Annotated in this window: 24 protein-coding genes; 13 read left to right on the forward strand and 11 right to left on the reverse strand. The window is 56.6% G+C overall.

What is annotated here, in order from left to right; all coding sequences use genetic code 11:
* Window positions 1-98 precede the first annotated feature (98 nt).
* Window positions 99-1,556, forward strand: coding sequence for a sensor domain-containing diguanylate cyclase (locus tag ACEPLT_RS06790; protein ID WP_232928239.1), 1,458 nt, complete (start codon window positions 99-101; stop codon window positions 1,554-1,556).
* Between the two features lie 69 nt (window positions 1,557-1,625).
* Here the strand turns inward: ACEPLT_RS06790 and arsC are convergent, their stop codons facing one another.
* From arsC to ACEPLT_RS06820, 6 genes are all read right to left on the reverse strand, one after another.
* Window positions 1,626-2,057, reverse strand: coding sequence for a glutaredoxin-dependent arsenate reductase (gene arsC, locus ACEPLT_RS06795; RefSeq protein WP_055321937.1), 432 nt, complete (start codon window positions 2,055-2,057; stop codon window positions 1,626-1,628).
* A gap of 12 nt (window positions 2,058-2,069) precedes the next feature.
* Window positions 2,070-3,359 (reverse strand): arsenic transporter, encoded by a 1,290-nt coding sequence (locus ACEPLT_RS06800; RefSeq protein WP_039025468.1) that lies wholly within the window; start codon window positions 3,357-3,359, stop codon window positions 2,070-2,072.
* A gap of 40 nt (window positions 3,360-3,399) precedes the next feature.
* On the reverse strand, window positions 3,400-3,720 hold the full coding sequence (locus ACEPLT_RS06805; protein WP_232928242.1) for a metalloregulator ArsR/SmtB family transcription factor: 321 nt from the start codon (window positions 3,718-3,720) through the stop codon (window positions 3,400-3,402).
* Between the two features lie 224 nt (window positions 3,721-3,944).
* Window positions 3,945-4,424, reverse strand: coding sequence for an Hcp family type VI secretion system effector (locus ACEPLT_RS06810; RefSeq protein WP_021240935.1), 480 nt, complete (start codon window positions 4,422-4,424; stop codon window positions 3,945-3,947).
* A gap of 221 nt (window positions 4,425-4,645) precedes the next feature.
* Window positions 4,646-5,353 carry a hypothetical protein gene (locus ACEPLT_RS06815; protein WP_021240933.1) on the reverse strand — a complete coding sequence of 236 codons (708 nt, stop codon included), beginning with the start codon at window positions 5,351-5,353 and terminating at the stop codon, window positions 4,646-4,648.
* A 604-nt stretch (window positions 5,354-5,957) separates the two neighbouring features.
* A complete protein-coding gene (locus tag ACEPLT_RS06820; protein WP_008503440.1) occupies window positions 5,958-7,643 on the reverse strand; it encodes an aspartate:alanine antiporter in 1,686 nt (561 codons plus the stop codon).
* 279 nt (window positions 7,644-7,922) lie between these two features.
* On the opposite strand from ACEPLT_RS06820, the gene ACEPLT_RS06825 reads away from it, so the two are divergent.
* On the forward strand, window positions 7,923-8,291 hold the full coding sequence (locus ACEPLT_RS06825; RefSeq protein WP_023326986.1) for an inner membrane protein YbjM: 369 nt from the start codon (window positions 7,923-7,925) through the stop codon (window positions 8,289-8,291).
* Window positions 8,292-8,326: 35 nt separating this feature from the next.
* Here ACEPLT_RS06825 and ACEPLT_RS06830 read toward each other — a convergent pair whose 3' ends face one another.
* Window positions 8,327-8,596 (reverse strand): GrxA family glutaredoxin, encoded by a 270-nt coding sequence (locus ACEPLT_RS06830; RefSeq protein ID WP_006809455.1) that lies wholly within the window; start codon window positions 8,594-8,596, stop codon window positions 8,327-8,329.
* Window positions 8,597-8,781: 185 nt separating this feature from the next.
* Between ACEPLT_RS06830 and nfsA the strand changes: the two genes are divergently transcribed.
* From nfsA to ACEPLT_RS06885, 11 genes are all read left to right on the forward strand, one after another.
* Window positions 8,782-9,504 carry a nitroreductase NfsA gene (gene nfsA, locus ACEPLT_RS06835; RefSeq protein ID WP_008503442.1) on the forward strand — a complete coding sequence of 241 codons (723 nt, stop codon included), beginning with the start codon at window positions 8,782-8,784 and terminating at the stop codon, window positions 9,502-9,504.
* A gap of 69 nt (window positions 9,505-9,573) precedes the next feature.
* Window positions 9,574-10,476 carry a 30S ribosomal protein S6--L-glutamate ligase gene (rimK, locus tag ACEPLT_RS06840; RefSeq protein ID WP_021240931.1) on the forward strand — a complete coding sequence of 301 codons (903 nt, stop codon included), beginning with the start codon at window positions 9,574-9,576 and terminating at the stop codon, window positions 10,474-10,476.
* Window positions 10,477-10,539: 63 nt separating this feature from the next.
* Entirely contained in the window at window positions 10,540-11,016 is a 477-nt protein-coding gene (locus ACEPLT_RS06845; protein WP_126348707.1) for a YbjN domain-containing protein, read from the forward strand.
* Window positions 11,017-11,367: 351 nt separating this feature from the next.
* The gene (potF, locus tag ACEPLT_RS06850; RefSeq protein ID WP_008503444.1) at window positions 11,368-12,480 is read left to right on the forward strand and encodes a spermidine/putrescine ABC transporter substrate-binding protein PotF; all 1,113 of its coding nucleotides are present in this window, start codon (window positions 11,368-11,370) and stop codon (window positions 12,478-12,480) included.
* 143 nt (window positions 12,481-12,623) lie between these two features.
* Window positions 12,624-13,757 (forward strand): putrescine ABC transporter ATP-binding subunit PotG, encoded by a 1,134-nt coding sequence (gene potG, locus ACEPLT_RS06855; RefSeq protein WP_021240929.1) that lies wholly within the window; start codon window positions 12,624-12,626, stop codon window positions 13,755-13,757.
* 10 nt (window positions 13,758-13,767) lie between these two features.
* Window positions 13,768-14,721, forward strand: a complete 954-nt coding sequence (gene potH, locus ACEPLT_RS06860; RefSeq protein WP_008503446.1) for a putrescine ABC transporter permease PotH — start codon at window positions 13,768-13,770, stop codon at window positions 14,719-14,721.
* Entirely contained in the window at window positions 14,718-15,563 is an 846-nt protein-coding gene (gene potI / locus ACEPLT_RS06865; protein WP_008503447.1) for a putrescine ABC transporter permease PotI, read from the forward strand. The genes potH and potI overlap by 4 nt, the downstream gene beginning before the upstream one ends.
* A 65-nt stretch (window positions 15,564-15,628) precedes the next feature.
* Entirely contained in the window at window positions 15,629-16,102 is a 474-nt protein-coding gene (locus ACEPLT_RS06870; protein ID WP_039266050.1) for a YbjO family protein, read from the forward strand.
* 40 nt (window positions 16,103-16,142) lie between these two features.
* Window positions 16,143-17,282 (forward strand): 23S rRNA (uracil(747)-C(5))-methyltransferase RlmC, encoded by a 1,140-nt coding sequence (gene rlmC, locus ACEPLT_RS06875; RefSeq protein WP_065101849.1) that lies wholly within the window; start codon window positions 16,143-16,145, stop codon window positions 17,280-17,282.
* 105 nt (window positions 17,283-17,387) lie between these two features.
* Entirely contained in the window at window positions 17,388-18,095 is a 708-nt protein-coding gene (locus ACEPLT_RS06880) for a response regulator transcription factor (protein ID WP_021240925.1), read from the forward strand.
* Window positions 18,079-19,548, forward strand: coding sequence for a sensor histidine kinase (locus ACEPLT_RS06885; protein ID WP_227157022.1), 1,470 nt, complete (start codon window positions 18,079-18,081; stop codon window positions 19,546-19,548). The genes ACEPLT_RS06880 and ACEPLT_RS06885 overlap by 17 nt, the downstream gene beginning before the upstream one ends.
* A gap of 86 nt (window positions 19,549-19,634) precedes the next feature.
* Here ACEPLT_RS06885 and artJ read toward each other — a convergent pair whose 3' ends face one another.
* From artJ to artI, 4 genes are all read right to left on the reverse strand, one after another.
* Entirely contained in the window at window positions 19,635-20,366 is a 732-nt protein-coding gene (gene artJ / locus ACEPLT_RS06890; RefSeq protein ID WP_015571008.1) for an arginine ABC transporter substrate-binding protein ArtJ, read from the reverse strand.
* Window positions 20,367-20,540: 174 nt separating this feature from the next.
* Window positions 20,541-21,209: an arginine ABC transporter permease ArtM gene (artM, locus tag ACEPLT_RS06895; protein WP_008500034.1), complete on the reverse strand. Its 669-nt coding sequence runs from the start codon at window positions 21,207-21,209 to the stop codon at window positions 20,541-20,543.
* Entirely contained in the window at window positions 21,209-21,925 is a 717-nt protein-coding gene (gene artQ, locus ACEPLT_RS06900; RefSeq protein ID WP_008500033.1) for an arginine ABC transporter permease ArtQ, read from the reverse strand. The genes artM and artQ overlap by 1 nt, the downstream gene beginning before the upstream one ends.
* Window positions 21,926-21,931: 6 nt before the next feature.
* A complete protein-coding gene (gene artI, locus ACEPLT_RS06905; RefSeq protein WP_008500032.1) occupies window positions 21,932-22,663 on the reverse strand; it encodes an arginine ABC transporter substrate-binding protein ArtI in 732 nt (243 codons plus the stop codon).
* Between the last annotated feature and the right edge of the window lie 18 nt (window positions 22,664-22,681).

Raw genomic sequence — 22,681 nt, forward strand, 5'->3', positions numbered from 1 at the left:
CACCGCGGTGGTTATTTACTGTTCAGTGGTTGAGGTTGGCGTTGGGTGAAAAAGTAAGTACCTGGTTCGTGCAGGTCAGTCTGGCAAAAAAGAGAGCGTTGTTAGTACTGTTGATTTTGGTTCAGGTGAGTCTGCTGATTGGGCATCTGCTCTACCAGCGCGGCTATGTGGAGGATAACGCCGCACGTATCCTTCGCAATACGGCCATACTCCAGTCCCAGCAGTTTGATACCAGCCTTAACGCGATGCGCTACCAGATGCGCTTTATCGGGAATGCCTTTCTGCTCAACCATACGGTCACGCCTGAAAACGCGCAGCCATTCCTGCAAGGGGAGCTCAAGCGCGCCTGGCTGGATGGCGTTGTCGTCTTTGATGAAGACGGTGATTTTCTCAGCAGCCGCGCGCTATTTCCTTTTGAGCGCGCTCTGGACGCCTCTACGCTTGCGCAGGCCAGCTTTCGGCAGCACCCTCTGTTTACTGATTTTCGCCGGGATGAAGTTACCGAAAGTTTGTTTTACTGGCAGAGCAACGGCACGGATAAAAACACGTTGGGCTTCGTGATGTTCCGTGCAGTGCGCGATGCACATGGTCGCTTTCTTGGTGGTGCGTTGGGTTTCTTCAATGGTAACACCATGAACGATATGTTTCGCAAAATGGAAGCGCAGGGCTTCGATTTAGGTCAGGGTGGGGCGATGGCGGTCCTTGATCGTGACAATGCGGTGCAGCTTGCCCGTATGGGGGCGAATGACGGTTCGCAATTGAACACCTCCGACCCGCGCCTCGCGAAGCTGCTGGAATACGCAAGCGATACCGCACAGGTCCAACGATATACCTCTCCGATTGATGGCGTTGAACGTATGGGTGTATTTCTTAACCTCAACGAACGCAAATGGGTGCTGGCCGTCGGGCTGGCCAGAAAAGACGTGCTGCACGGCTGGTATTATCAGGCTCTGTGGACGGCGCTGGCGATTCTGGTTATCTCCATTACGCAGTGGTTTCTGATGCATTACATCCACGTCAACGCCCTGCAGCGGGCGCGTTTCCAGCAGGAGGCGCGGCTCGATCCGCTCACCGGGCTGGCAAACCGTCGCCAGTTTGATGAGTGGTCTTTGCGGGCCTGCAATCTTGCCCGTCGGCACCAGCAGCCCCTGTGCCTGATGAGCATGGATCTGGATTTCTTCAAGCGTATTAACGACACCTGGGGCCATGACGGTGGCGATGCGGTGCTGAAGCATATTGGCAACGCGCTTCCGGCACTGGTGAGAGGCAGCGACATTGTCGCCCGCTTCGGCGGGGAAGAGTTTGTCGTGGCAATGCCGCAGACCTCTCTGGAGACGGCCGCTGAGATCGCCGAGCGCGTACGGATGAGCCTTGCCAGCCAGAACGTCGACTTCAACGGGCAGACGATCCGCTTCACCGCCAGCATGGGGCTCGTATGTATGACGCCGGATGAACTGGAGATTGAACATGGCGTGCAGTCAGCCCTGGCGCGAGCCGATCGTGAGCTTTATCGTGCAAAACGTGAGGGGCGCAACCGGGTCTGCGTGGCGAGCTAGCGGGCGGTTGTTTTCTCCAGGCGTTCAGGGCCCGCCGGGCGCTGGCCCTGTCGTCCACCTGAGGATGGATTATTTTTTCAGGATATTCTTCCCGCTGGCGTCCACCACCGCTTCGCCATCCTCTTTCGTAAACGCCCCTTTCTGCGCGTCCGGCAGAATGTCGAGGACGACTTCAGACGGGCGGCACAGGCGGGTGCCCAGCGGCGTCACCACAATCGGACGGTTAATCAGGATCGGGTGTTGCAGCATAAAATCGATAAGCTGGTCGTCGGTGAAGCTGTCTTCGGCCAGGCCGAGCTGTTCATAGGGCTCCACGTTTTTACGCAGCAAATCGCGCACCGAAATGCCCATATCGGCAATCAGGGCGGTCAGCGTATCGCGCGACGGTGGCGTTTCCAGATAGAGAATAATCTCTGGCTCCGCGCCGCTGTTGCGGATCATCTCCAGCGTGTTGCGCGAGGTGCCGCAGGCGGGGTTGTGGTAAATGGTGATGTGGCTCATATCAGTGGCTCATTACAGTGTGAAGGAGAGACGTAGCGCCAGGGCGGCGAGCGTCACAAACAGGACCGGCAGCGTCATGATGATGCCCGTCCGGAAATAGCCGCCCCAGGTAATCGTCATGTTTTTCTGCGCCAGCACGTGAAGCCAGAGCAGGGTGGCGAGACTACCAATAGGCGTGATTTTTGGCCCCAGATCGCAGCCAATCACGTTGGCGTAAATCATCGCGTCCTTTATCAATCCTGTTGCCGTGCTGCCGTCAATGGAGAGCGCGCCAATCAGCACCGTGGGCATATTGTTCATTATGGATGACAGAAACGCGGTGATGAACCCGGTTCCCAGCGTGGTGGCCCACAGTCCGTGTCCGGCCAGGCTATTCAGTACGCCTGTGAGAGAGTCCGTCAGCCCGGCATTACGCAGGCCATACACCACCAGATACATCCCCAGCGAGAAGATGACGATCTGCCACGGCGCGCCGCGCAGCACTTTTCCGGTATTTATCGCATGTCCGCGTTTTGCGACAGCGAATAAAATCAGCGCGCCGACGGTCGCAATGGCGCTGACCGGAATGCCGAGAGGTTCAAGCACGAAGAAACCGACGAGCAGAAGGAGGAGGACGATCCAGCCCGTTCTGAACGTCGGGAGGTCGTGAATGGCCCGCGCAGGCTCCTGGAGTTTCGCCAGGTCATATTCTGGAGGAATTTCCTTGCGAAAGAACAGGTGCAGCATCACCAGCGTTGCGGCAATCGCGGCGATATCCACCGGAATCATCACCGAAGCGTACTCGCTGAACCCCAGCGTGAAGAAGTCCGCCGAGACGATGTTGACCAGGTTGGAGACAATCAGCGGCAGGCTGGCGGTATCGGCGATAAAACCTGCCGCCATCACAAACGCCAGCGTGGCCTGTTTGCTGAACCCCAGCGCCAGCAGCATGGCGATGACGATAGGCGTGAGGATCAGCGCCGCGCCGTCATTAGCAAACAGCGCTGCGACGGCTGCGCCCAGCAGGATAATCCAGGTAAACAGCAATCGCCCTCGACCTTTCCCCCAGCGAGCGACGTGCAGTGCTGCCCACTCGAAAAAGCCGGACTCATCCAGCAGCAGGCTGATAATGATGACGGCGATAAACGTTGCCGTGGCGTTCCAGACGATATTCCAGACTACCGGAATATCGTTAATGTGAATCACGCCGCTGGCCAGCGCCAGCACGGCGCCGATGGTCGCGCTCCAGCCGATACTCAGTCCTTTGGGCTGCCAGATGACCAGCACCAGCGTAAACAGAAAAATTGCCCCTGCCAGAAACATCGCTTACTCCGTTATATCTGTTTTTGTGAATGTGTTGCAATTAGCACGAACCCGGAAGCCGGTTTTTCAGCTTCATACGCGTCTCTTCCCGCAGGCAGTTCCAGCTGGTGTCGATAACGGCTGCCGTCCATGCAGGCATGTTGGGAGAGAGACGGTAATGGACCCACTTACCCTCGCGACGGTCGATCACCAGCCCGGACTCGCGCAGCAGCGCCATATGGCGGGAAACCTTCGGCTGAGATTCGGCGGTGGCGGCGCAGAGATCGCAGACGCACAGCTCGCCCGCTTCGCGGAGCAGCATGACGATGGCGAGCCGCGTTTCGTCGGAGAGGGTTTTGAAAAGGTGGAGTGGGTGGAGCATTCGGTCATCCTGAATGTCTTTAATCATATGCATTAAATCATATGTGTTTATGGCTGGCGAGAGAAGAGGGAAAAGCAGGAAGGATAGAAAAACTCAGGGAGGGCTTGTTGAAGGTCAAAATAGTCTTTTATGGCTTGCCCGGACCAATCCTGACAGTCACGGGAAAGAAACCGTCCCCTGGAACGGTTTCATTTTATCTGCTCACTTTCAACACTCTTCTGTGCTCAGGCGCAACAGCGATCGTTCCAGGTGTCACGGTAAATGATATTCCCCTCCGTGTACTTCCATGAGATAGCTTCATAACGCAATTCGAGTGTTTCAAGATGGGTGCTGCTCATCCCGTTAGGGGTCAGGAAGGGTGCCACTGTCGTGAACTTAACGTTTTCCATCACGATATTGAAATATTCGGCCTCGATACCGGACTCCAGAATACGGTACATCTTAATAATCCCCTTCTTCATCACTCGCCCTTCGCACACGGCTCGGTAAAGAAGTGGGGTAGTCTGATCAAATTCTTTGATTATCGTAATAGGGCGATGGACGCGCGTGCCGGTGAGCTTGCCCCAACTTGGGTCAACCGGAATGGTTACGCCATGGGAGAACGATTTCAGTTCTATGGAACCATGACGGGTGGGCATCATACAGCTACCAACAATTGGCGAGCCGTTCTCGTCCTCAAGCCAGAGATGTGCGGGTGTAGACATGTCATTTCCTTATTAGGAAACGTGAAGCTTTTATGGTCCTCAATGCCATATCCAGTAAGCCAGCCCCAGTGTGACCAGGTAAAACAGGAGGATGAATCCCTGGCTAACCTCAGGGAAGTAAACGTCAAGGACATAGCCAAAAATGAACGCGAGGATGATGGGTATATAAGTCCAGAAGAAAAACTGGGCCTGAGATTTGAGCCAGCGTCTTAGAAAGCCCATTAGTGCCTGCCCATGAGCTTCAGGATAGTGTCAGCAGCATCATAAGGGCTTTGACTGTCGGTCCATTGATGGGTTAGCACGCCCGCGCGCATAAAAGCAGGTTCCACCAGGAAATACATCATTTCCAGTTCTCGCAGGTACAACGCTTGATAGTAGGCGGGATGCATCACTTGCAAGCGATGAGCGCTGTCAGCGGCCTGTTGCACAATCCCATATATCCCCAGCCCGCCAATAGCCGCGCCCGTTAATCCTGAAACGACCTTTAACCCTGAAGGTGGAAGGGTTATATAAAGGCAAACAGTCGATGTGACCCCTGCAGAGAATGAATAAGAGGTTAGCGTGCTGGTGGATATATAAACGTTAGCGCGCATTAGAGCATGCTGTATCCCTGATAATTCTGCCGGGGAATAATCCTTAACCAGCTCCTCAACGTACGTGTTGATTAGGTCAAAGACGATGTTCCAGCGAGAAACGAGATGGAATATGCCCTTTCGGAAGCGAGCGTCCTCCAGGTTTTGTCGGGTGCATACATCGTAATATTCATCAGTAAAGCAGGAAGTGTAGTACAGCAGGCGTTGGGCACCGGCACCTATATTACTCAGCTGGCTCTTTACTTCTTCACCTACCGCGCGTACCGCCTGGTCCAGCTTCATGGCCAGTATTTTTTGGCTCTGAAGCTGGCGGATGATCTCTTCAGAATGGTACATGCTTACTGACCTCGCACTTCAGCTCACTTGAGCGATCTTTTGCTGCATTCCCTAAGACCGGAATTGCCATTACTGAGCTTGAAAACTGCATTCCTGTCCCCTCCATAGTGTTTCTATCCGCTCCAGCGTATGCCCGTAACTAATATGGAAGTTCAAAGCAGATCATGTTTATGAAAAACAGGGGATTTTTAGGAGAATGACCTGATATTTTTTAATCTAAATACGATTTATCGGGAGGTTTTAGGGCGAATAGATGAGTTCAATACTGAGTGGCGCGTTCCAAAGCCCAAATGGATTGCAGGAACAGTTAGCTGACTAATATAGACCCGCCGCTGGCTGGTTTTTTATTACCTGTTACAGCTATATAAGTTCTGCCGCGACGATGTCACTATGCAGGGGAACGTGGCGGCATAAAGCATTAATTTACAGAGTGGTAATTTTCAGGCAACAAAAAACCCATCAACCTTGAACCAAAACGGCGGGGTTGATGGGCTCCACAAATTGGGGACATCAAAGAAAAGCAGTGGCACTAGTTATGACTGCCCCCTGATAAAAAAGTTCTGCGCGTAACAAAAATATTTTCCGCCACGCGCATTCTTAGGAGTTATCCGAGTCCGGGCCAGATGATGATAATCAGCGTACCCGCCAGTGTCAGCAGCACGTTAGCGATAGCATACGTGCCCGCATACCCCAGCGCCGGGATGTTGCTGCGCGCGGTATCGCTGATGATTTCCATAGCAGGCGCACAGGTACGCGCCCCCATCATCGCCCCGAAGAGCAGGGCGCGGTTCATGCGCAGCACGTAGGCACCGAACAGGAAACAGATAACCACCGGTACCAGGCTGACGATAAGTCCGGAAACCAGCATCTGCCAGCCGACGGCGCCCAGGCTGTGACCAATCCCGCTGCCCGCGCTTAAGCCGACGCCTGCCATAAAGACCATCAGACCGAACTCTTTCACCATGTTCAGCGCGCCCTGCGGAATGTAGCCGAAGGTCGGGTGGTTCGCTCGCAGGAAGCCCAGCATGATCCCGGCGAACAGCAGCCCGGCGGCGTTACCGATGCCGAAGCTAAAGTTGCTGAACTGGAAGGTGATCATCCCGATCATCAGGCCAACGATAAAGAAGGCGCAGAAGGCCAGCAGGTCGGTGACCTGGCTGTGAATAGAGATAAAGCCGATGCGGTCAGCCACGGTTTTTACGCGTCGCGCGTCGCCGCTGACCTGCAGAACGTCGCCTTTGTTGAGCACCACGTTGTCGTCGATCGGCATCTCAATCTGGCTGCGGATCACGCGGTTGAGGAAGCAGCCGTGGTCGGTCAGCTTCAGCTGCGCCAGGCGACGGCCAACGGCGTTATGGTTTTTCACCACGATCTCTTCGGTGACGATGCGCATGTCGAGCAGGTCGCGGTCGAACACCTCTTTGCCGTTACGGAAGCTCGGGTCGAGACGAGCGTGGGCGTCCGGGTAACCCACCAGCGCGATGTCGTCGCCCATCTGCAGCACCGCGTCGCCGTCCGGGTTCGCCAGAATGCCGTTGCGGCGGATACGTTCGATGTAGCAGCCCGTCTGGCGGTAAATCCCCAGCTCGCGCAGATTTTTACCGTCTGCCCACGCCACCAGCTCCGGCCCGACGCGGTAGGCGCGGATCACCGGGAGATAAACTTTACGTTTGGAGTCGGTATCCAGACCGCGCTCGCGGGCGATTTGCTGGGCGCTGGTCTGCAGATCCTGATGCTGCAGTTTTGGCAGGTAGCGTGCGCCAACGATCAGGCTCACCAGACCAATCAGATAGGTCAGGGCATAGCCCAGGCTCAGGTGATCGAGGGCGGTAGAGAGCTGTTCCCCGGCCATACCGGAGTGGCGCAGGGTATCACCGGCACCCACCAGCACCGGAGTGGAGGTCATCGAGCCTGCCAGCATACCGGCCGTTAGCCCGATATCCCAGCCAAACAGTTTACCCAGCCCTAACGCGATCAACAGCGCGCTGCCGACCATCACCAGCGCCAGCATCAGATAATTTTTGCCATCGCGGAAGAAAATAGAAAAAAAGTTCGGCCCCGCTTCCACGCCAACACAAAAAATAAACAGCATAAAACCTAAGTTGAGCGCGTCCGTGTTAATGCTGAAGTGCTGCTGGCCTAATAATAAGGAGACGACTAAAACGCCAATGGAATTACCGAGTTGAACCGAACCCAGGCGCAATTTACCCAGGCAAAGACCCAGCGCCAGTACCACAAATAATAACAGGATGTAATTCCCATTTAACAAGTCTGCGACGTTTATATTCACGGAGGCTAACTTCTTGTTTACCAGTAAGTTGTTGAATGAAAGGACTTTTTGGGCTACTGTTTTTTGGGTCAGGGAAAAGCGTTAACGCTCCCTGTTTCCTGCTTTATTCCCTAAAACATTAGCTGGCGTGTAGTTTAATCGCATTAGCTACTGACAGCTACTGATTATCGCATCACCCTGTGCGTACTTTGGCAAGGATTGCCGCATTGCTTTATCTGACTGGGCGTCTACCCGACGAAAGTGTATTTGATAGAGATAAGTCAGGAGGATAGGTTGAATATGAAACGAAACTGGGCGGGGGTGATCAGCTGCTTTTTGCTGTTCACGGTCGTATGCATGTCGCTTGCTTTTAACGTGAAAGGGGCATTCAGGGCGTCGGGTCATCCGGAGCTCGGGTTGCTCTTTTTTACCCTGCCGGGGGCAGCTGCCAGTTTTCTCTCCCGTAAAGGGGAGGTGGTGAAGCCACTGCTGGGCGCCATGCTGGCCGCGCCGCTCTGTTTGCTGATGATGCGCTTGCTGTATATCTCTACGCGAAGTTTCTGGCAGGAGCTGGCGTGGTTGATGAGCGCTGTTTTCTGGTGCGCCCTTGGCGCGCTCTGCTACTTATTTGTGCGCAGTCTGTTTCATAACCGACGGCATCACAAATAAAAACGCCCTCTCGGTGAGGGCGTCCTTTCATTTTATTACTGGGCAGCAAACAGGCCCAGGTGCTCTTTGGCGTAAGCTTCAAAGTCGGTGCAGCCGCCAATGTGTTTCTGATCGAGGAAGATCTGCGGTACGGTTTCAACCGGCTTACCGACAGTTTTTTCCAGATCGGCTTTGGTGATGCCTTCCGCGTGGATGTCCACATAGCGGAAGTTGAAGTCATCGCGCTCTTCGGTCAGTTTCTCAGCCAGCTCTTTCGCGCGCACACAGTAAGGGCACCCTGGACGACCAAAAATTACTGCAAACATTTCTCTCTCCTCAAAAAAACAAGCCTGACGGCGAATGACACGTATAGTGCCCCATAACCTGTCGTCATTAAAGAAGGTTTCGCCTGTCGTTATAATATCTATGAGCTATGTTTCGCCAATTACACCGCGCATATCATTGCCTATACTGGCTGCCATACGGTTTAAGCAAGACAAAGAGAGACAAGATGACGCCAACCATAGACCTGCTCCTTTCCCATCGTTCCATTCGCCACTTCACCGATGAGCCGATTACCGATGCGCAGCGCGAAGCGATTATTAACAGCGCAAGGGCGACCTCCAGCTCCAGCTTCCTGCAGTGCAGCTCCATTATCCGCATTACCGACCCGGCGATGCGTGAACAGCTGGTGACGCTGACCGGCGGGCAGAAGCATGTGGCTCAGGCAGCCGAGTTCTGGGTATTCTGCGCCGACTTTAACCGCCACCTGCAGATCTGCCCTGAGGCCGAGCTGGGCCTGGCCGAACAGCTGCTGCTGGGCGTGGTGGATACCGCGCTGATGGCGCAAAACGCCTTTACGGCGGCGGAGTCGCTGGGGTTAGGCGGCGTCTACATTGGCGGCCTGCGTAACAACATTCAAAGCGTGACCGACCTGCTGAAGCTGCCAAAACACGTGCTGCCGCTGTTTGGCCTGTGCCTTGGCTGGCCGGCGGATAACCCGGATCTGAAGCCGCGCATTCCTGCGGCGATGCTGGTGCATGAAAACCACTACCAGCCGGTCGATCAGGACGTCCTGAATCACTACGACGAAGAGCTGGCGAACTACTACATGACGCGCGGCAGCAATAACCGCCGCGACACCTGGACTGACCATATTCGCCGCACCATCATTAAAGAAAATCGCCCGTTTATTCTTGATTACCTGCACAAACAGGGCTGGGCGACGCGATAGTCCATTTATCCTGCGCCTGCCTGCGTATATGATACGCAGGCTTTTTCCATGTCTTCAGAGAGGTGCAGGGTGAAAATTGCCATATTGTCCCGGGATGGAACGCTCTATTCATGTAAGCGCCTGCGAGAAGCGGCGGCGAAACGCGGGCATCAGGTTGAAATCCTCGACCCGATGTCATGCTATATGAACATCGATCCGGCCGCCTCGTCGATTCACTACAAAGGCCGCAAGCTGCCGCACTTTGATGCGGTGATTCCCCGCATCGGCTCCCAGATTACCTATTACGGCACCGCCGCGCTGCGCCAGTTCGAGATGCTGGGCAGCTACCCGCTCAACGAATCCGTCGCCATTTCCCGCGCCCGCGACAAGCTGCGCTCGCTGCAGCTTCTTGCCCGTCAGGGGATCGATCTTCCCGTCACCGGGATTGCCCATTCCCCGGACGACACCAGCGATCTGATCGACATGGTGGGCGGCGCGCCTTTGGTGATCAAGCTGGTGGAAGGCACGCAGGGCATTGGCGTGGTGCTGGCGGAGACCCGTCAGGCGGCGGAGAGCGTGATTGATGCCTTCCGGGGCCTCAATGCCCACATTTTGGTGCAGGAGTATATCGAAGAGGCGAAAGGGCGCGATATTCGCTGTTTTGTGGTGGGTAACGAGGTGGTGGCGGCTATCGAGCGGCAGGCCAAAGAGGGTGATTTCCGCTCTAACCTTCACCGCGGCGGCATTGCCAGAATCGCCGATATCAGCGATCGCGAACGGGAAATTGCCGTGAAAGCGGCGCAAACCCTGGGGCTGGACGTGGCGGGGGTAGATCTTCTGCGCGCGACGCGCGGGCCGCTGGTCATGGAGGTGAACGCCTCGCCGGGGCTGGAAGGTGTGGAAAAAACCACCGGGGTCGATATTGCGGGTAAAATGATCTTATGGATCGAGCGTCATGCGACGCCGGGCTACTGTCTGAAAACGGGTGGTTAAATGGATTACCGCGCGCTTTTTAAGTACCCTATGCGAAGTTTTTATTAAAGAGGCTGCATCGCGATGGATTTACAGGTCGTACCTACACTGGATACGTTACGTCAATGGCTTGATGATGCCGGAATTACGTTCTTCGAATGTGATTCCTGCCAGGCGCTGCATCTGCCTCATATGCAGAATTTCGACGGCATTTTCGATGCCAAAATCGATCTGATTAACGACGTGATCCTTTTCTCCGCGCTGGCCGAAGTGAAGCCCTCCGCGCTGCTGGCGCTGGCTTCCGACCTGTCGGCAATCAATGCCAGTTCTTTGACGGTGAAGGCATTTCTCGACATACAGGATGATAATCTGCCAAAACTGGTCGTTTGCCAGTCTTTATTCTCCGGGGCAGGGCTGTCGTTCAAGCAGTTCGCCTGGTTTATGCGCTTGAGCGAAGAGCAAATTTCCATGGTTATGATGGAAGCCAATGCACACCATCTGCTGTATAGCGCGGAAGATGATGCAGAGAATAATGATTCATCTCCCAATTTTCTTCACTAAGCCTGTCTGACTTTTGCGCAGTCGCTGCCATAGCGGCTGCAGAAGGCCATTTTTTCTGCTGCTTTTAACCTTTCTTTAAAGAATTATTCACCTCCCTGAAGGCCGTTTCGGCTTATCACGTAGACTTAACCTGCATAAAAAATTGATAAAAGGCGTTTTTTCGTCTGGGCTATAGCCGGGGACACGGGCTACAGTTATTCTTGCGATGCTTAAAAAAGCGAGCGGAAGCTGCCGGGTAAAGAGGTTTCTTTTTATTTTGAGCAGAGCGACAAACTATGCATGATTTTTGCATATATCCTGATTGCACAGTTTTAGTTCGTTTGTTAACGAGCTTTCAGAAGGAATAACACTATGATCGCCTTGAATAAAAAATGGTTATCGGGTCTGGTTGCGGGTGCTCTGATGGCCGTCTCTGCCGGCACGCTCGCTGCGGAACAAAAAACGCTGCACGTTTATAACTGGTCTGACTATATTGCGCCGGACACGGTGGCAAATTTTGAAAAAGAGACCGGCATTAAAGTCGTCTACGACGTGTTCGATTCCAACGAAGTGCTGGAAGGAAAGCTGATGGCGGGCAGCACCGGGTTTGACCTCGTGGTGCCTTCCGCAAGCTTCCTGGAGCGCCAGCTGACGGCAGGCGTCTTCCAGCCGCTGGATAAGAGCAAATTACCGAACTGGAAAAATCTCGATCCGGAAGTGCTGAAGCTGGTGGCTAAGCACGACCCGGACAACAAATACGCGATGCCTTACCTGTGGGCGACCACCGGTATCGGCTACAACGTGGATAAAGTCAAAGCCGCGCTGGGCCCGGACGTGAAGCTGGACAGCTGGGACGTGGTGCTGAAGCCGGAAAACCTCGAGAAGCTGAAAAGCTGCGGCGTCTCCTTCCTCGATGCCCCGGAAGAGATTTTCGCGACCGTGCTGAACTACCTGGGCAAAGATCCGAACAGCAATAAGGCCGATGATTACACCGGCCCGGCGACCGATCTGCTGCTGAAGCTGCGTCCAAACATTCGTTACTTCCACTCGTCCCAGTACATTAACGACCTGGCGAACGGCGACATCTGCGTCGCGATCGGCTGGGCAGGGGACGTATGGCAGGCGGCAAACCGCGCGAAAGAGGCGAAAAACGGCGTGAACGTCTCCTACTTCATTCCGAAAGAGGGGGCGCTGGCCTTCTTCGACGTCTTTGCGATGCCGGCTGACGCCAAAAACAAAGACGAAGCGTATCAGTTCCTCAACTACCTGATGCGTCCTGAGGTTATCGCCCACATCAGCGACCACGTTTACTACGCGAACGGTAACAAGGCCTCCGTGCCGCTGGTGAGCGAAGAGATCCGTAATAACCCGGCTATCTATCCGCCAGCGGATGTGTTCGCCAAGCTCTTCACCCTGAAAGTCCAGGATCCAAAAATTGACCGCGTGCGTACCCGCGCGTGGACCAAGGTGAAAAGCGGTAAATAACGGCGTTTGGTATTGCTGCCCGGTGGCGCTATCGCTTACCGGGCCTCTACAACCCGTAGGCCGGGCAAGCGATAGCGCCGCCCGGCGATGCGCACCCTGACGGTGCGTTTGCACCAGTTTTGATCTCTACCGGAGAACACCCCGTGAATGACGCGATCCCCCGCCCGCAGGCGAAAGTCCGTAAAGCGCTGACCCCGCTGCTTGAAATTCGTAACCTCACCAAATCTTTCGATGGCCAGCATGCCGTGGACGACGTCAGCCTGACGATCTATAAAGGCGAAATTTTTGCCCTTCTGGGGGCCTCTGGCTGTGGTAAATCGACCCTGCTGCGTATGCTGGCCGGTTTTGAACAGCCCACCGCCGGGCAGATCGTGCTCGACGGCGTGGATCTCTCCAGCGTGCCGCCGTATCAGCGCCCGATCAACATGATGTTCCAGTCCTACGCGCTGTTCCCGCATATGACGGTGGAGCAGAACATCGCCTTTGGCCTGAAGCAGGACAAGCTGCCGAAGGCTGAAATTACCGCGCGCGTGGCCGAGATGCTGAGCCTGGTGCACATGCAGGAGTTCGCGAAGCGTAAGCCGCACCAGCTCTCCGGCGGCCAGCGCCAGCGCGTGGCCCTGGCCCGCAGCCTGGCAAAACGCCCGAAACTGCTGCTGCTTGATGAGCCGATGGGCGCGCTGGATAAAAAGCTGCGCGACCGTATGCAGCTTGAAGTGGTCGATATCCTCGAGCGCGTGGGCGTGACCTGCGTGATGGTCACCCACGACCAGGAAGAGGCCATGACCATGGCCGGACGTATCGCCATCATGAACCGCGGGAAGTTCGTGCAGATTGGCGAGCCGGAAGAGATTTATGAGCACCCAACCACCCGCTACAGCGCGGAGTTCATCGGCTCGGTTAACGTCTTCGAGGGGCTGCTGAAAGATCGTCAGGAAGACGGTCTGGTCATCGAATCGCCGGGGCTGCAGCATCCGCTTAAGGTCGATCCGGATAACTCGGTGGTGGATAACGTGCCGGTTTACGTCGCGCTGCGTCCGGAGAAGATCATGCTCTGTGAGGATCCGCCTGCCGATGGCTATAACTTTGCCGTGGGCGAAGTGGTGCACATTGCCTATCTGGGCGATCTCTCCATCTACCACGTGCGCCTGAAAAGCGGGCAGATGCTCAGCGCACAGTTACAGAACGAACATCGCTACCGCAAGGGGCAGCCTACCTGGGGTGACGAAGTGCGCCTGTGTTGGGATGCGGACAGTTGCGTTGTGCTGACGGTATAAGGAGCGGCCAATGAGTACACTTGAACCTCCAGCCCGCGTCGAAAAGCCGGGCGGCTTTGCTCACTGGCTGACGCGCATGCAGATGAAGCACGGCCGCAAGCTGGTGATCGCCATGCCATATGTGTGGCTGATCCTGCTGTTCCTGCTGCCGTTCCTGATCGTTTTCAAGATAAGCCTGGCGGAAATGGCGCGGGCGATCCCGCCTTACACCAACCTGCTGGACTGGGCCGACGGGCAGCTGACGCTGACCTTAAACCTGGGTAACTTCCTGCAGCTCACCGACGATCCGCTCTATTTCGAAGCCTATCTGCAATCGCTGCAGGTGGCGGCGATCTCGACGCTCTGCTGTCTGGTGATGGGCTATCCGCTGGCGTGGGCGGTGGCGCACAGCAAGCCGTCGACGCGAAACATTCTGCTGCTGCTGGTGATCCTGCCGTCGTGGACCTCGTTCCTGATCCGCGTTTACGCGTGGATGGGCATCCTGAAAAACAACGGCGTGCTGAACAATTTCCTGATGTGGTTAGGCGTTATCGATCAGCCACTGACGATCCTGCACACCAACCTCGCGGTCTATATCGGCATTGTGTACGCCTATCTGCCGTTTATGGTGCTGCCGATCTACACTGCGCTGACGCGTATTGATTACTCGCTGGTGGAAGCGTCGCTCGATCTCGGCGCCCGTCCGTTAAAAACTTTCTTCAGCGTCATTGTCCCGCTGACCAAAGGCGGCATTATCGCCGGGTCGATGCTGGTCTTTATCCCGGCGGTGGGGGAGTTTGTGATCCCGGAACTGCTCGGCGGGCCAGACAGCATCATGATTGGCCGCGTGCTGTGGCAGGAGTTCTTCAATAACCGCGACTGGCCGGTGGCGTCGGCGGTGGCGATTATCATGCTGCTGCTGCTGATCGTGCCGATCATGTGGTTCCACAAGCATCAGCAGAAACAGATGGGAGATCGCGGATGAACAACTTACCGGTAGTGCGCTCCCCGTGGCGAATTGCGATCCTGGTCATCGGCTTTACCTTCCTGTATGCGCCGATGCTGATGCTGGTGATCTACTCGTTTAACAGCTCCAAACTGGTGACGGTCTGGGCAGGCTGGTCGACGCGCTGGTACAGCGAGCTGTTCCACGATGATGCGATGATGAGCGCGGTGGGGCTGAGCCTGACCATTGCGGCGCTGGCGGCGACCATGGCGTCCGTGCTGGGCACGATCGCCGCGCTGGTGATGGTGCGCTTCGGGCGTTTTCGCGGTTCGAACGGCTTCGCCTTTATGATCACCGCCCCGCTGGTTATGCCGGACGTGATCACCGGTCTCGCGCTGCTGCTGCTGTTCGTGGCCCTGGCGCATGCCATCGGCTGGCCGGCGGATCGCGGGATGCTCACCATCTGGCTGGCGCACGTCACCTTCTGTACCGCCTATGTCGCGGTGGTGATCGCCTCGCGCCTGCGCGAGCTGGATCGCTCCATTGAAGAGGCGGCGATGGATCTCGGCGCGACGCCGCTGAAGGTCTTTTTCATCATCACGCTGCCGATGATTATGCCGGCGGTGATCTCCGGCTGGCTGCTGGCGTTTACCCTGTCGCTCGACGATCTGGTGATCGCCAGCTTTGTTTCCGGCCCGGGGGCGACGACGCTGCCGATGCTGGTCTTCTCCAGCGTGCGCATGGGGGTCAACCCGGAGATCAACGCCCTGGCCTCTATCATCCTCGGCGTGGTCGGAATTGTCGGATTTATCGCCTGGTATTTGATGGCGCGCGCGGAAAAACAGCGCGTGCGCGATATCCAGCGTGCAAGACGCGGCTGAAGGATTTAAAATTTCCAGTGATGTGCCGCGCATGACGCGGCACTGTTTTTCAGGGAAGTAAAACATTGGGATTATTAAAAAAATCACGTATTACGCACGCGCGTCCTAACGTACCTGCACTGGTTCAGGTGGCGGCGCTCGCCATTATTATGATCCGCTGCCTGGACGTGCTGATGATTTTAAACACCCTGGGCGTGCGCGGCATCGGTGAATTCATTCACCGCAGCGTGCAGACGTGGAATCTGACGCTGGTCTTTTTGAGCAGCCTGGTGCTGGTGTTTATCGAGATTTACTGCGCGTTTTCGCTGGTCAAAGGGCGCAACTGGGCGCGCTGGGTCTATCTGCTGACGCAGATTACCGCGGCGAGCTATCTGTGGGCGGCTTCGCTGGGATACGGCTACCCGGAACTGTTCAGCATTGCCGGCGGATCCAAACGCGAAATCTTCCACGCGCTGTTTATGCAAAAGCTGCCGGATATGCTGGTGCTCTGTCTCCTCTTCGTTCCGGCCTCCAGTCGGCGGTTCTTCCGCCTGCAATAATGTGTATAATCGCAGCCCTCGTGATTCTTAAGGTTTTGATATGCAGTGCGCACTCTATGACGCCGGACGCTGCCGCTCCTGTCAGTGGATAGAACAGCCGGTCTCTCAACAACTCACCGCCAAAATGGCCGACCTGCAACAGCTGCTGGCAGCACACGCGGTGGGCGAGTGGTGCGCACCCGTCAGCGGCCCGGAACAGGGTTTTCGCAACAAAGCCAAAATGGTGGTCAGCGGCAGCGTAGAAAAACCGCTGCTGGGAATGCTGCACCGCGACGGCACGCCGGAAGACTTAACCGACTGCCCGCTGTATCCCGACTCCTTTGCACCGGTCTTTGCCGCGCTTAAGCCGTTTATTGCCCGGGCGGGGTTAACGCCCTATAACGTGGCCCGCAAGCGCGGCGAGCTGAAATACCTTCTGCTGACCGAAAGCCAGATCGACGGCGGCATGATGCTGCGCTTCGTGCTGCGCTCTGAAACTAAGCTTGAGCAGCTGCGCGCGGCCCTGCCTTGGCTGCAGGCGCAGCTTCCGCAGCTGAAGGTCATTACGGCGAACATTCAGCCGGTGCATATGGCGATCATGGAAGGGGAGAAAGAGATTTTCTTCACCGACCAGCACGCGCTGGCGGAGCGCTTCAACGGCGTGCCGCTGTGGATCCGCCCGCAAAGCTTCTTCCAGACCAACCCGACCGTGGCAAGCAGCCTGTACGCCACCGCCCGCGACTGGGTGCGTGCGTTGAACGTTCACCATATGTGGGATCTGTTCTGCGGCGTGGGCGGGTTTGGCCTGCACTGCGCCACGCCGGAGATGCAGCTCACCGGGATTGAGATCTCTGCCGAAGCGATTGCCTGCGCGAAGCAGTCTGCCTCTGAGCTGGGGTTAACGAATCTGCGCTTCCAGGCGCTCGACTCCACGCAGTTCGCCACCGGCCAGGGCAACGTGCCGGAACTGGTGCTGGTTAACCCGCCGCGCCGCGGCATCGGGAATGCGCTGTGCGACTACCTGAGCCAGATGGCGCCGGAATACATCATCTATTCCAGCTGCAACGCGCAGACCATGGCGAAAGACATCGCTCAACTGCCGGGCTATCGCGTTGAACGCGTTCAGCTTTTCGATATGTTCCCGCACACCGCGCATTATGAAGTGTTGACGTTGTTAACCCGTAGGCCGGGCAAGGCGTAGCCGCCACCCGGCATGACCCCCGCACAATGTTCAACAAAATGTGAACTCTTCATCCCGGTGAAATCAGGTAAGCTTACGTCATAAGACATGAATATAGGCTTACCCATGAAGCAGATCCTGCTGGTAGAAGACGACCACGATATCGCGGCGCTTCTGCGACTCAATTTAGAAGACGAAGGCTACGCCATCACCCACGAGCCCGACGGGGGCAACGCCTTACAGCGTCTTGACGCCCAGACGTGGGATGCGGTGATCCTCGACCTGATGCTGCCCAACGTTGACGGTCTGGAGATTTGCCGCCGCATCCGTCAGATGACGCGCTACCTGCCGGTGATCATCATCAGCGCCCGCAGCAGCGAAACCGACCGCATTACCGGGCTGGAAACCGGCGCCGATGACTATCTGGCAAAACCGTTCTCCGTGCAGGAGCTGATTGCACGCATCAAAGCGCTGTTTCGTCGCCAGCAGGCGATGGGGCAGGCGCAAACCGACGGACACATTCAGGCGCACGGGCTGACCATCGATCCGCTGGCGCGCAGCGTGCTGCTTCACGGCCAGGTGGTGGACCTCACCCCGCGCGAGTTCGAGCTGCTCTACTTCTTTGCCCGTCATCCCGGCGAGGTGTTCTCCCGCCTGGCGCTGCTGGAGCAGGTCTGGGGCTACCAGCACGAAGGCTACGAGCACACCGTTAACACCCATATCAACCGCCTGCGCATCAAGATAGAGAAGGACGCCGCCGAGCCGGAGATCATTCGCACCGTCTGGGGCAAGGGCTACAAATTTGCGGAGCCGCAGCATGATGCGTCGCTTTAGCCTGAGCCAGCGCCTGACGCTGCTCTTCATCCTGCTGATGATGCTCTGCGCCGCCGTCGCCTGCGCGGTCCAGCTCTACAGCAGCATGCAGTACGGTAATGCGATGGTGCAGCGGTTATCGGGCGGGCTGGCGCAGCAGATCGTCCAGCGCGAACCGATTCTGGACGCGCAGGGCAGGGTCGACCGCAGCGCGCTGAAACCGCTGTTTGGCCGGCTGATGACCTTTAATCCGAGCGTTGAGCTGTACGTTGTCTCCCCGGACGGCGATATCCTCGCCGACGCTGCCCCGCCGGGCCATATTCAGCGGCAAAAAATCGATCTGGCGCCGGTGCAGAGCTTCCTGAGCGGCACCGCCATGCCGGTACTGGGCGACGATCCGCGCAGTCAAAATCAAAAAGTCTTTAGCGCCACGCCGCTGCGGCAGGACGGCGAGCTAAAAGGCTATCTGTACATTATTTTGCAGGGCGAGGAGTCAAACGCCCTGGCGGAAATGGCCTGGCACAAGGCGCTGTGGAGTACCGTCCTGTGGTCGCTGCTGTGGGTCGCGCTGTTTGGGCTGCTGGCAGGGCTGCTGGTCTGGTACTGGGTCACGCGCCCGGTCAAACAGCTGACGGTGGAGGTCGCCGGGCTGGAGCAGGACAGCATAAGCGCCATCAGGCTGCTGGCGGGACAGACGCCGGACGCGGCGGCAAAAGATGAAGTGGCGATCCTGCGCAACAGCTTTATCGAGCTGGCGCGCAAAATCACCCAACAGTGGGATCGGCTGGCCGACAGCGATCGTCAGCGTCGTGAGTTTATCGCCAATATTTCGCACGATCTCCGCACGCCGCTCACCTCGCTGCTGGGCTATCTCGAAACCCTGTCGCTCAAATCCGCCACCCTGACGCCGCAGGAGCATCAGCAGTATCTCGCCACCGCGCTGCGTCAGGGGCAAAAAGTCCGGCATCTTTCGCAGCAGCTGTTTGAGCTGGCGCGCCTTGAACACGGCGGTATTAAACCCCAGCGCGAGCGGTTCGCAATGGCGGAGCTGATTTCCGACGTGGCGCAGAAGTTTGAGCTCACGGCCCGCACGCGAGAGGTCAATCTGCATATTGACGTGCCGGGGCCGCTGCCGATGGTAAACGCCGATGTATCGATGATTGAACGCGTGGTGACCAACCTGCTGGATAACGCGATGCGCCATACGCCTGGCGGCGGAGAAATTCGCCTGGCGGTGTGGCAGGAAAATGAACAGCTGCAGGTCGAAGTGTCCGACAGCGGAACGGGCGTGGATGCCTCGCTGCGCGACGATCTGTTCCAGCGGCCGTCGGCGTTGAATACCCAGGCCTCGCAGGAGAATCGCGGCGGGTTAGGGCTGTTAATCGTGAAACGGATGCTGGAGCTGCACGGCGGCGGGATCAGGCTGATGGAGTCGGCGAGAGGGGCACGGTTCAGGTTCTTTGTGCCGCTGTGAGAGAGTGCCGGGTGGCGCTGCGCTTACCCGGCCTACAACTCCCCCCGTAGGCCGGATAAGGCGAAGCCGCCACCCGGCAAAAGACATTACTGCGGGAACCACTGCTCGCTAATTTTCTGGTAAGTACCGTCCGCTTTAATCGCTTTCAGCGCACCGTTCAGTTTTTCCAGCAGGGCTTTGTTATCCGGACGTACCGCGATGCCGAGGCCCGTGCCGAAGTATTGCGGATCGGTCACTTTTTCCGTTGCGGTGCCCAGCTGCGGGTTGGTTTTCAGCCATTCGTTCACCACGGCGGTATCGCCGAAGACGCCGTCGATACGGCCATTTTTCAGGTCGATAATCGCATTCTGGTAGCTGTCATAGGCCACGGTCTTCACTTCCGGATGTTTGTCCTGCAGGTATTTCTGGTGCGTGGTGCCGTTTTCCATCCCGATGCGTTTGCCTTTCAGCTCGTCGAAGGATTTGTACGCCCCTTTCTTCGCAATCACCACCGCCGAGTTGGCGTAGTACGGGTCGGTGAACGCGACCTGCTTGCTGCGCTCAGGCGTGATGTCCATCCCGGAGATCACCGCGTCGTATTTTTTGAACTTCAGCGACGGGATCAGGCTGTCAAAAGCATGGTTAGTAAAGGTGCAGTCGGCCTGCATCTGTTTGCACAGCGCTTTCGCCAGATCGATATCGAAACCGACGATCTGGTTGCTGGCATCCAGCGATTCAAACGGCGGATAGGTGGCGGAGACGCCGAAATTGATTTTATCCGCAGCGGATGCGCCAGCGGCGAAGGTGGCGAGTAATGCGGCCAGAACTAACTTTTTCATTGTAATGCTCCCGTCTGTCTTATTGATGCGCCGTGTCTGCGGCCTGGATGTACAATGCCAGTTAATGAATTTGTATGCAATAAAAATGATTAAGTATTGTGTTGAGCGCGAAAAAAAAGCGGATAACCCATCAGGTTACCCGCTCCATGAATACCGTTTTATGCACTTGCGTGGTTAATTCCTGCGCTCAAACGCCAGCGCTTTACGCTCAATAAGGCGCATCATCAGCGTCAGCAGACCGTTCACCACCAGATAGACCACGCCCGCCGCGCCGAACACCATCACGTCATAGGTGCGCCCGTACAGCAGCTGTCCGTGTCCCATCACCTCCATCAGGGTGATGGTATAGGCCAGCGAGGTACTCTTGAACACCAGCACCACTTCGTTGGAGTAGGAGGAGAGCGCGCGCTTAAAGGCGTAAGGCAGCAGGATCGCCAGCGTGTCCTTCTTGCTCATGCCCAGCGCCCCGCAGGACTGCCACTGGCCTTCCGGAATGGCGCGGATCGCACCAAAGAACAGCTGGGTGGTATAGGCCGCGCTGTTCAGCGAAAGGGCAATCAGGGCACACAGCCATGGCTCAGAGAGCAGATGCCAGATAACCGGATATTCCTGCAGCGACGGGAACTGGCCCGGGCCGTAGTAAATCAGGAAGATCTGCACCAGCAGCGGCGTACCGGTAAACAGGGTGATGTACCCGCGCACAATCCACACCAGCACCGGCGTTTTCAGCGTCAGGATGATGGTGAAGATAAGGGCCAGGATCAGCGCCACGATAATGGACGCCACGGTCAGCGTCAGGCTGGTGTGCAGCCCTTTCATCAACTCGGGAAAGTATTCAAGCATCAGCCTGGTCTCCGTTCAAAGCGCGTCGCTCGCAGGTCAATACGCTTGAGGATGTACTGACTGAGCAACGTGATCACCAGGTAGATTGCCGCCGCCACAATGTACCAGGTAAACGGCTCCTGGGTACGGGTGGCGATGCTTTTGGTTTGCAGCATCAGATCGTTAACGCTGATCAGGCTCACCAGCGCGGTATCTTTCAGCAGCACCAGCCACTGGTTGCCGAGGCCCGGCAGGGCATGACGCCACATCTGCGGCATCACCAGACGGAAGAAGATGGCGGATTTCGACAACCCTAACGCCTGACCCGACTCCCACTGTCCCTGCGGCACGGCTTTCAGCGCACCGCGCAGGGTTTGCGACGCGTACGCGGAGTAGAGCAGGGAGAGCGCAATGACGCCGCACAGGAACGGGCTGACGTCGAAGTTGTCAATCTGCATCTGCACCGGGATCTGCGCAAAGCCGAGATTGATCGTGAAGCCGTCCGACAGCGTGAGCAGCAGCTGCGAGGAACCGAAATAGATGAACAGGACCACCAGAATTTCCGGTAGCCCACGCAGCACGGTGACCAGCGCGGAGCCTGTCCAGGCGACGGGGAACCATTTCGCGGATTCCCACACCGCAAAGAACATCGCCAGCACCAGGCCGATAATCAGTGCGCAAACGGCAAGGCCGACGGTCATCCCGGCGGCGCTTGCTAAAGGAAAAATTTCATTCATCAGGAATTACTTCTGGAACCATTTTTTGTAGATGGTTTCGTAGGTGCCGTCTTTCTTCACTTTTTCCAGCGCAGCGTTGAATTTCTGCTGCAGCTCAGTGTTGCCCTGACGAACGGCAATCCCCAGACCGGTACCGAAGTAGTCCTTATCGGTCACTTTGTCGCCCACTGGTGCCAGCTTGTCGTTGGCTTTCAGCCACTCGGTCACGACAGCGGTATCACCAAATACGCCGTCGATACGGCCATTCTGCAGATCCAGCTTCGCGTTCTGGTAGCTGTCATACGGAACGGTGGTGATTTCCGGATGCTTATCCATGATGAATTTCTGGTGCGTGGTACCGTTCTGCACGCCCACTTTTTTGCCTTTCAGCTGATCGACAGAGGTGAATTTGCCTTTCTGACCAATGAACAGGGCAGAGTTATCGTAGTAAGGGGTGGTGAACAGCACCTGCTTTTCACGCTCCGGGGTGATGTCCATACCGGCCATTACGGCGTCGATACGGCGGAACTTCAGGCTTGGGATCAGGCTGTCGAACGCCTGGTTGCTGAAGGTGCAGGTCGCATCGATCTCTTTACACAGGGCGTTAGCCAGGTCCACGTCAAAGCCAACAATTTTGTTGTTCGCATCAATGGATTCAAACGGAGGGTAAGAGGCTTCCGTGGCGAAACGAATGGTCTGAGCTGCGGTAGCGGAAAGGGTAACGCCAGCAAGCAGCACGGCAAGTAATACTTTTTTCATTATATTTCCCCTGACACA

Source organism: Enterobacter sp. fkY84-1 (genome assembly GCF_052974705.1).

What these genes read in the sequence shown, in the direction of transcription:
- rlmC (WP_065101849.1), top strand. Translation starts at nt 16,143, where the DNA reads ATGCAGTGCGCACTCTATGACGCCGGACGCTGCCGCTCCTGTCAGTGG.
- ACEPLT_RS06880 (WP_021240925.1), top strand. Translation starts at nt 17,388, where the DNA reads ATGAAGCAGATCCTGCTGGTAGAAGACGACCACGATATCGCGGCGCTT.
- potH (WP_008503446.1), top strand. Translation starts at nt 13,768, where the DNA reads ATGAGTACACTTGAACCTCCAGCCCGCGTCGAAAAGCCGGGCGGCTTT.
- ACEPLT_RS06885 (WP_227157022.1), top strand. Translation starts at nt 18,079, where the DNA reads ATGATGCGTCGCTTTAGCCTGAGCCAGCGCCTGACGCTGCTCTTCATC.
- artM (WP_008500034.1), bottom strand. Translation starts at nt 21,209, where the DNA reads ATGCTTGAATACTTTCCCGAGTTGATGAAAGGGCTGCACACCAGCCTG.
- nfsA (WP_008503442.1), top strand. Translation starts at nt 8,782, where the DNA reads ATGACGCCAACCATAGACCTGCTCCTTTCCCATCGTTCCATTCGCCAC.
- ACEPLT_RS06805 (WP_232928242.1), bottom strand. Translation starts at nt 3,720, where the DNA reads ATGCTCCACCCACTCCACCTTTTCAAAACCCTCTCCGACGAAACGCGG.
- artI (WP_008500032.1), bottom strand. Translation starts at nt 22,663, where the DNA reads ATGAAAAAAGTATTACTTGCCGTGCTGCTTGCTGGCGTTACCCTTTCC.
- ACEPLT_RS06825 (WP_023326986.1), top strand. Translation starts at nt 7,923, where the DNA reads ATGAAACGAAACTGGGCGGGGGTGATCAGCTGCTTTTTGCTGTTCACG.
- potI (WP_008503447.1), top strand. Translation starts at nt 14,718, where the DNA reads ATGAACAACTTACCGGTAGTGCGCTCCCCGTGGCGAATTGCGATCCTG.
- ACEPLT_RS06810 (WP_021240935.1), bottom strand. Translation starts at nt 4,424, where the DNA reads ATGTCTACACCCGCACATCTCTGGCTTGAGGACGAGAACGGCTCGCCA.
- ACEPLT_RS06800 (WP_039025468.1), bottom strand. Translation starts at nt 3,359, where the DNA reads ATGTTTCTGGCAGGGGCAATTTTTCTGTTTACGCTGGTGCTGGTCATC.
- potF (WP_008503444.1), top strand. Translation starts at nt 11,368, where the DNA reads ATGATCGCCTTGAATAAAAAATGGTTATCGGGTCTGGTTGCGGGTGCT.
- ACEPLT_RS06830 (WP_006809455.1), bottom strand. Translation starts at nt 8,596, where the DNA reads ATGTTTGCAGTAATTTTTGGTCGTCCAGGGTGCCCTTACTGTGTGCGC.
- arsC (WP_055321937.1), bottom strand. Translation starts at nt 2,057, where the DNA reads ATGAGCCACATCACCATTTACCACAACCCCGCCTGCGGCACCTCGCGC.
- artJ (WP_015571008.1), bottom strand. Translation starts at nt 20,366, where the DNA reads ATGAAAAAGTTAGTTCTGGCCGCATTACTCGCCACCTTCGCCGCTGGC.
- artQ (WP_008500033.1), bottom strand. Translation starts at nt 21,925, where the DNA reads ATGAATGAAATTTTTCCTTTAGCAAGCGCCGCCGGGATGACCGTCGGC.
- ACEPLT_RS06845 (WP_126348707.1), top strand. Translation starts at nt 10,540, where the DNA reads ATGGATTTACAGGTCGTACCTACACTGGATACGTTACGTCAATGGCTT.
- ACEPLT_RS06815 (WP_021240933.1), bottom strand. Translation starts at nt 5,353, where the DNA reads ATGTACCATTCTGAAGAGATCATCCGCCAGCTTCAGAGCCAAAAAATA.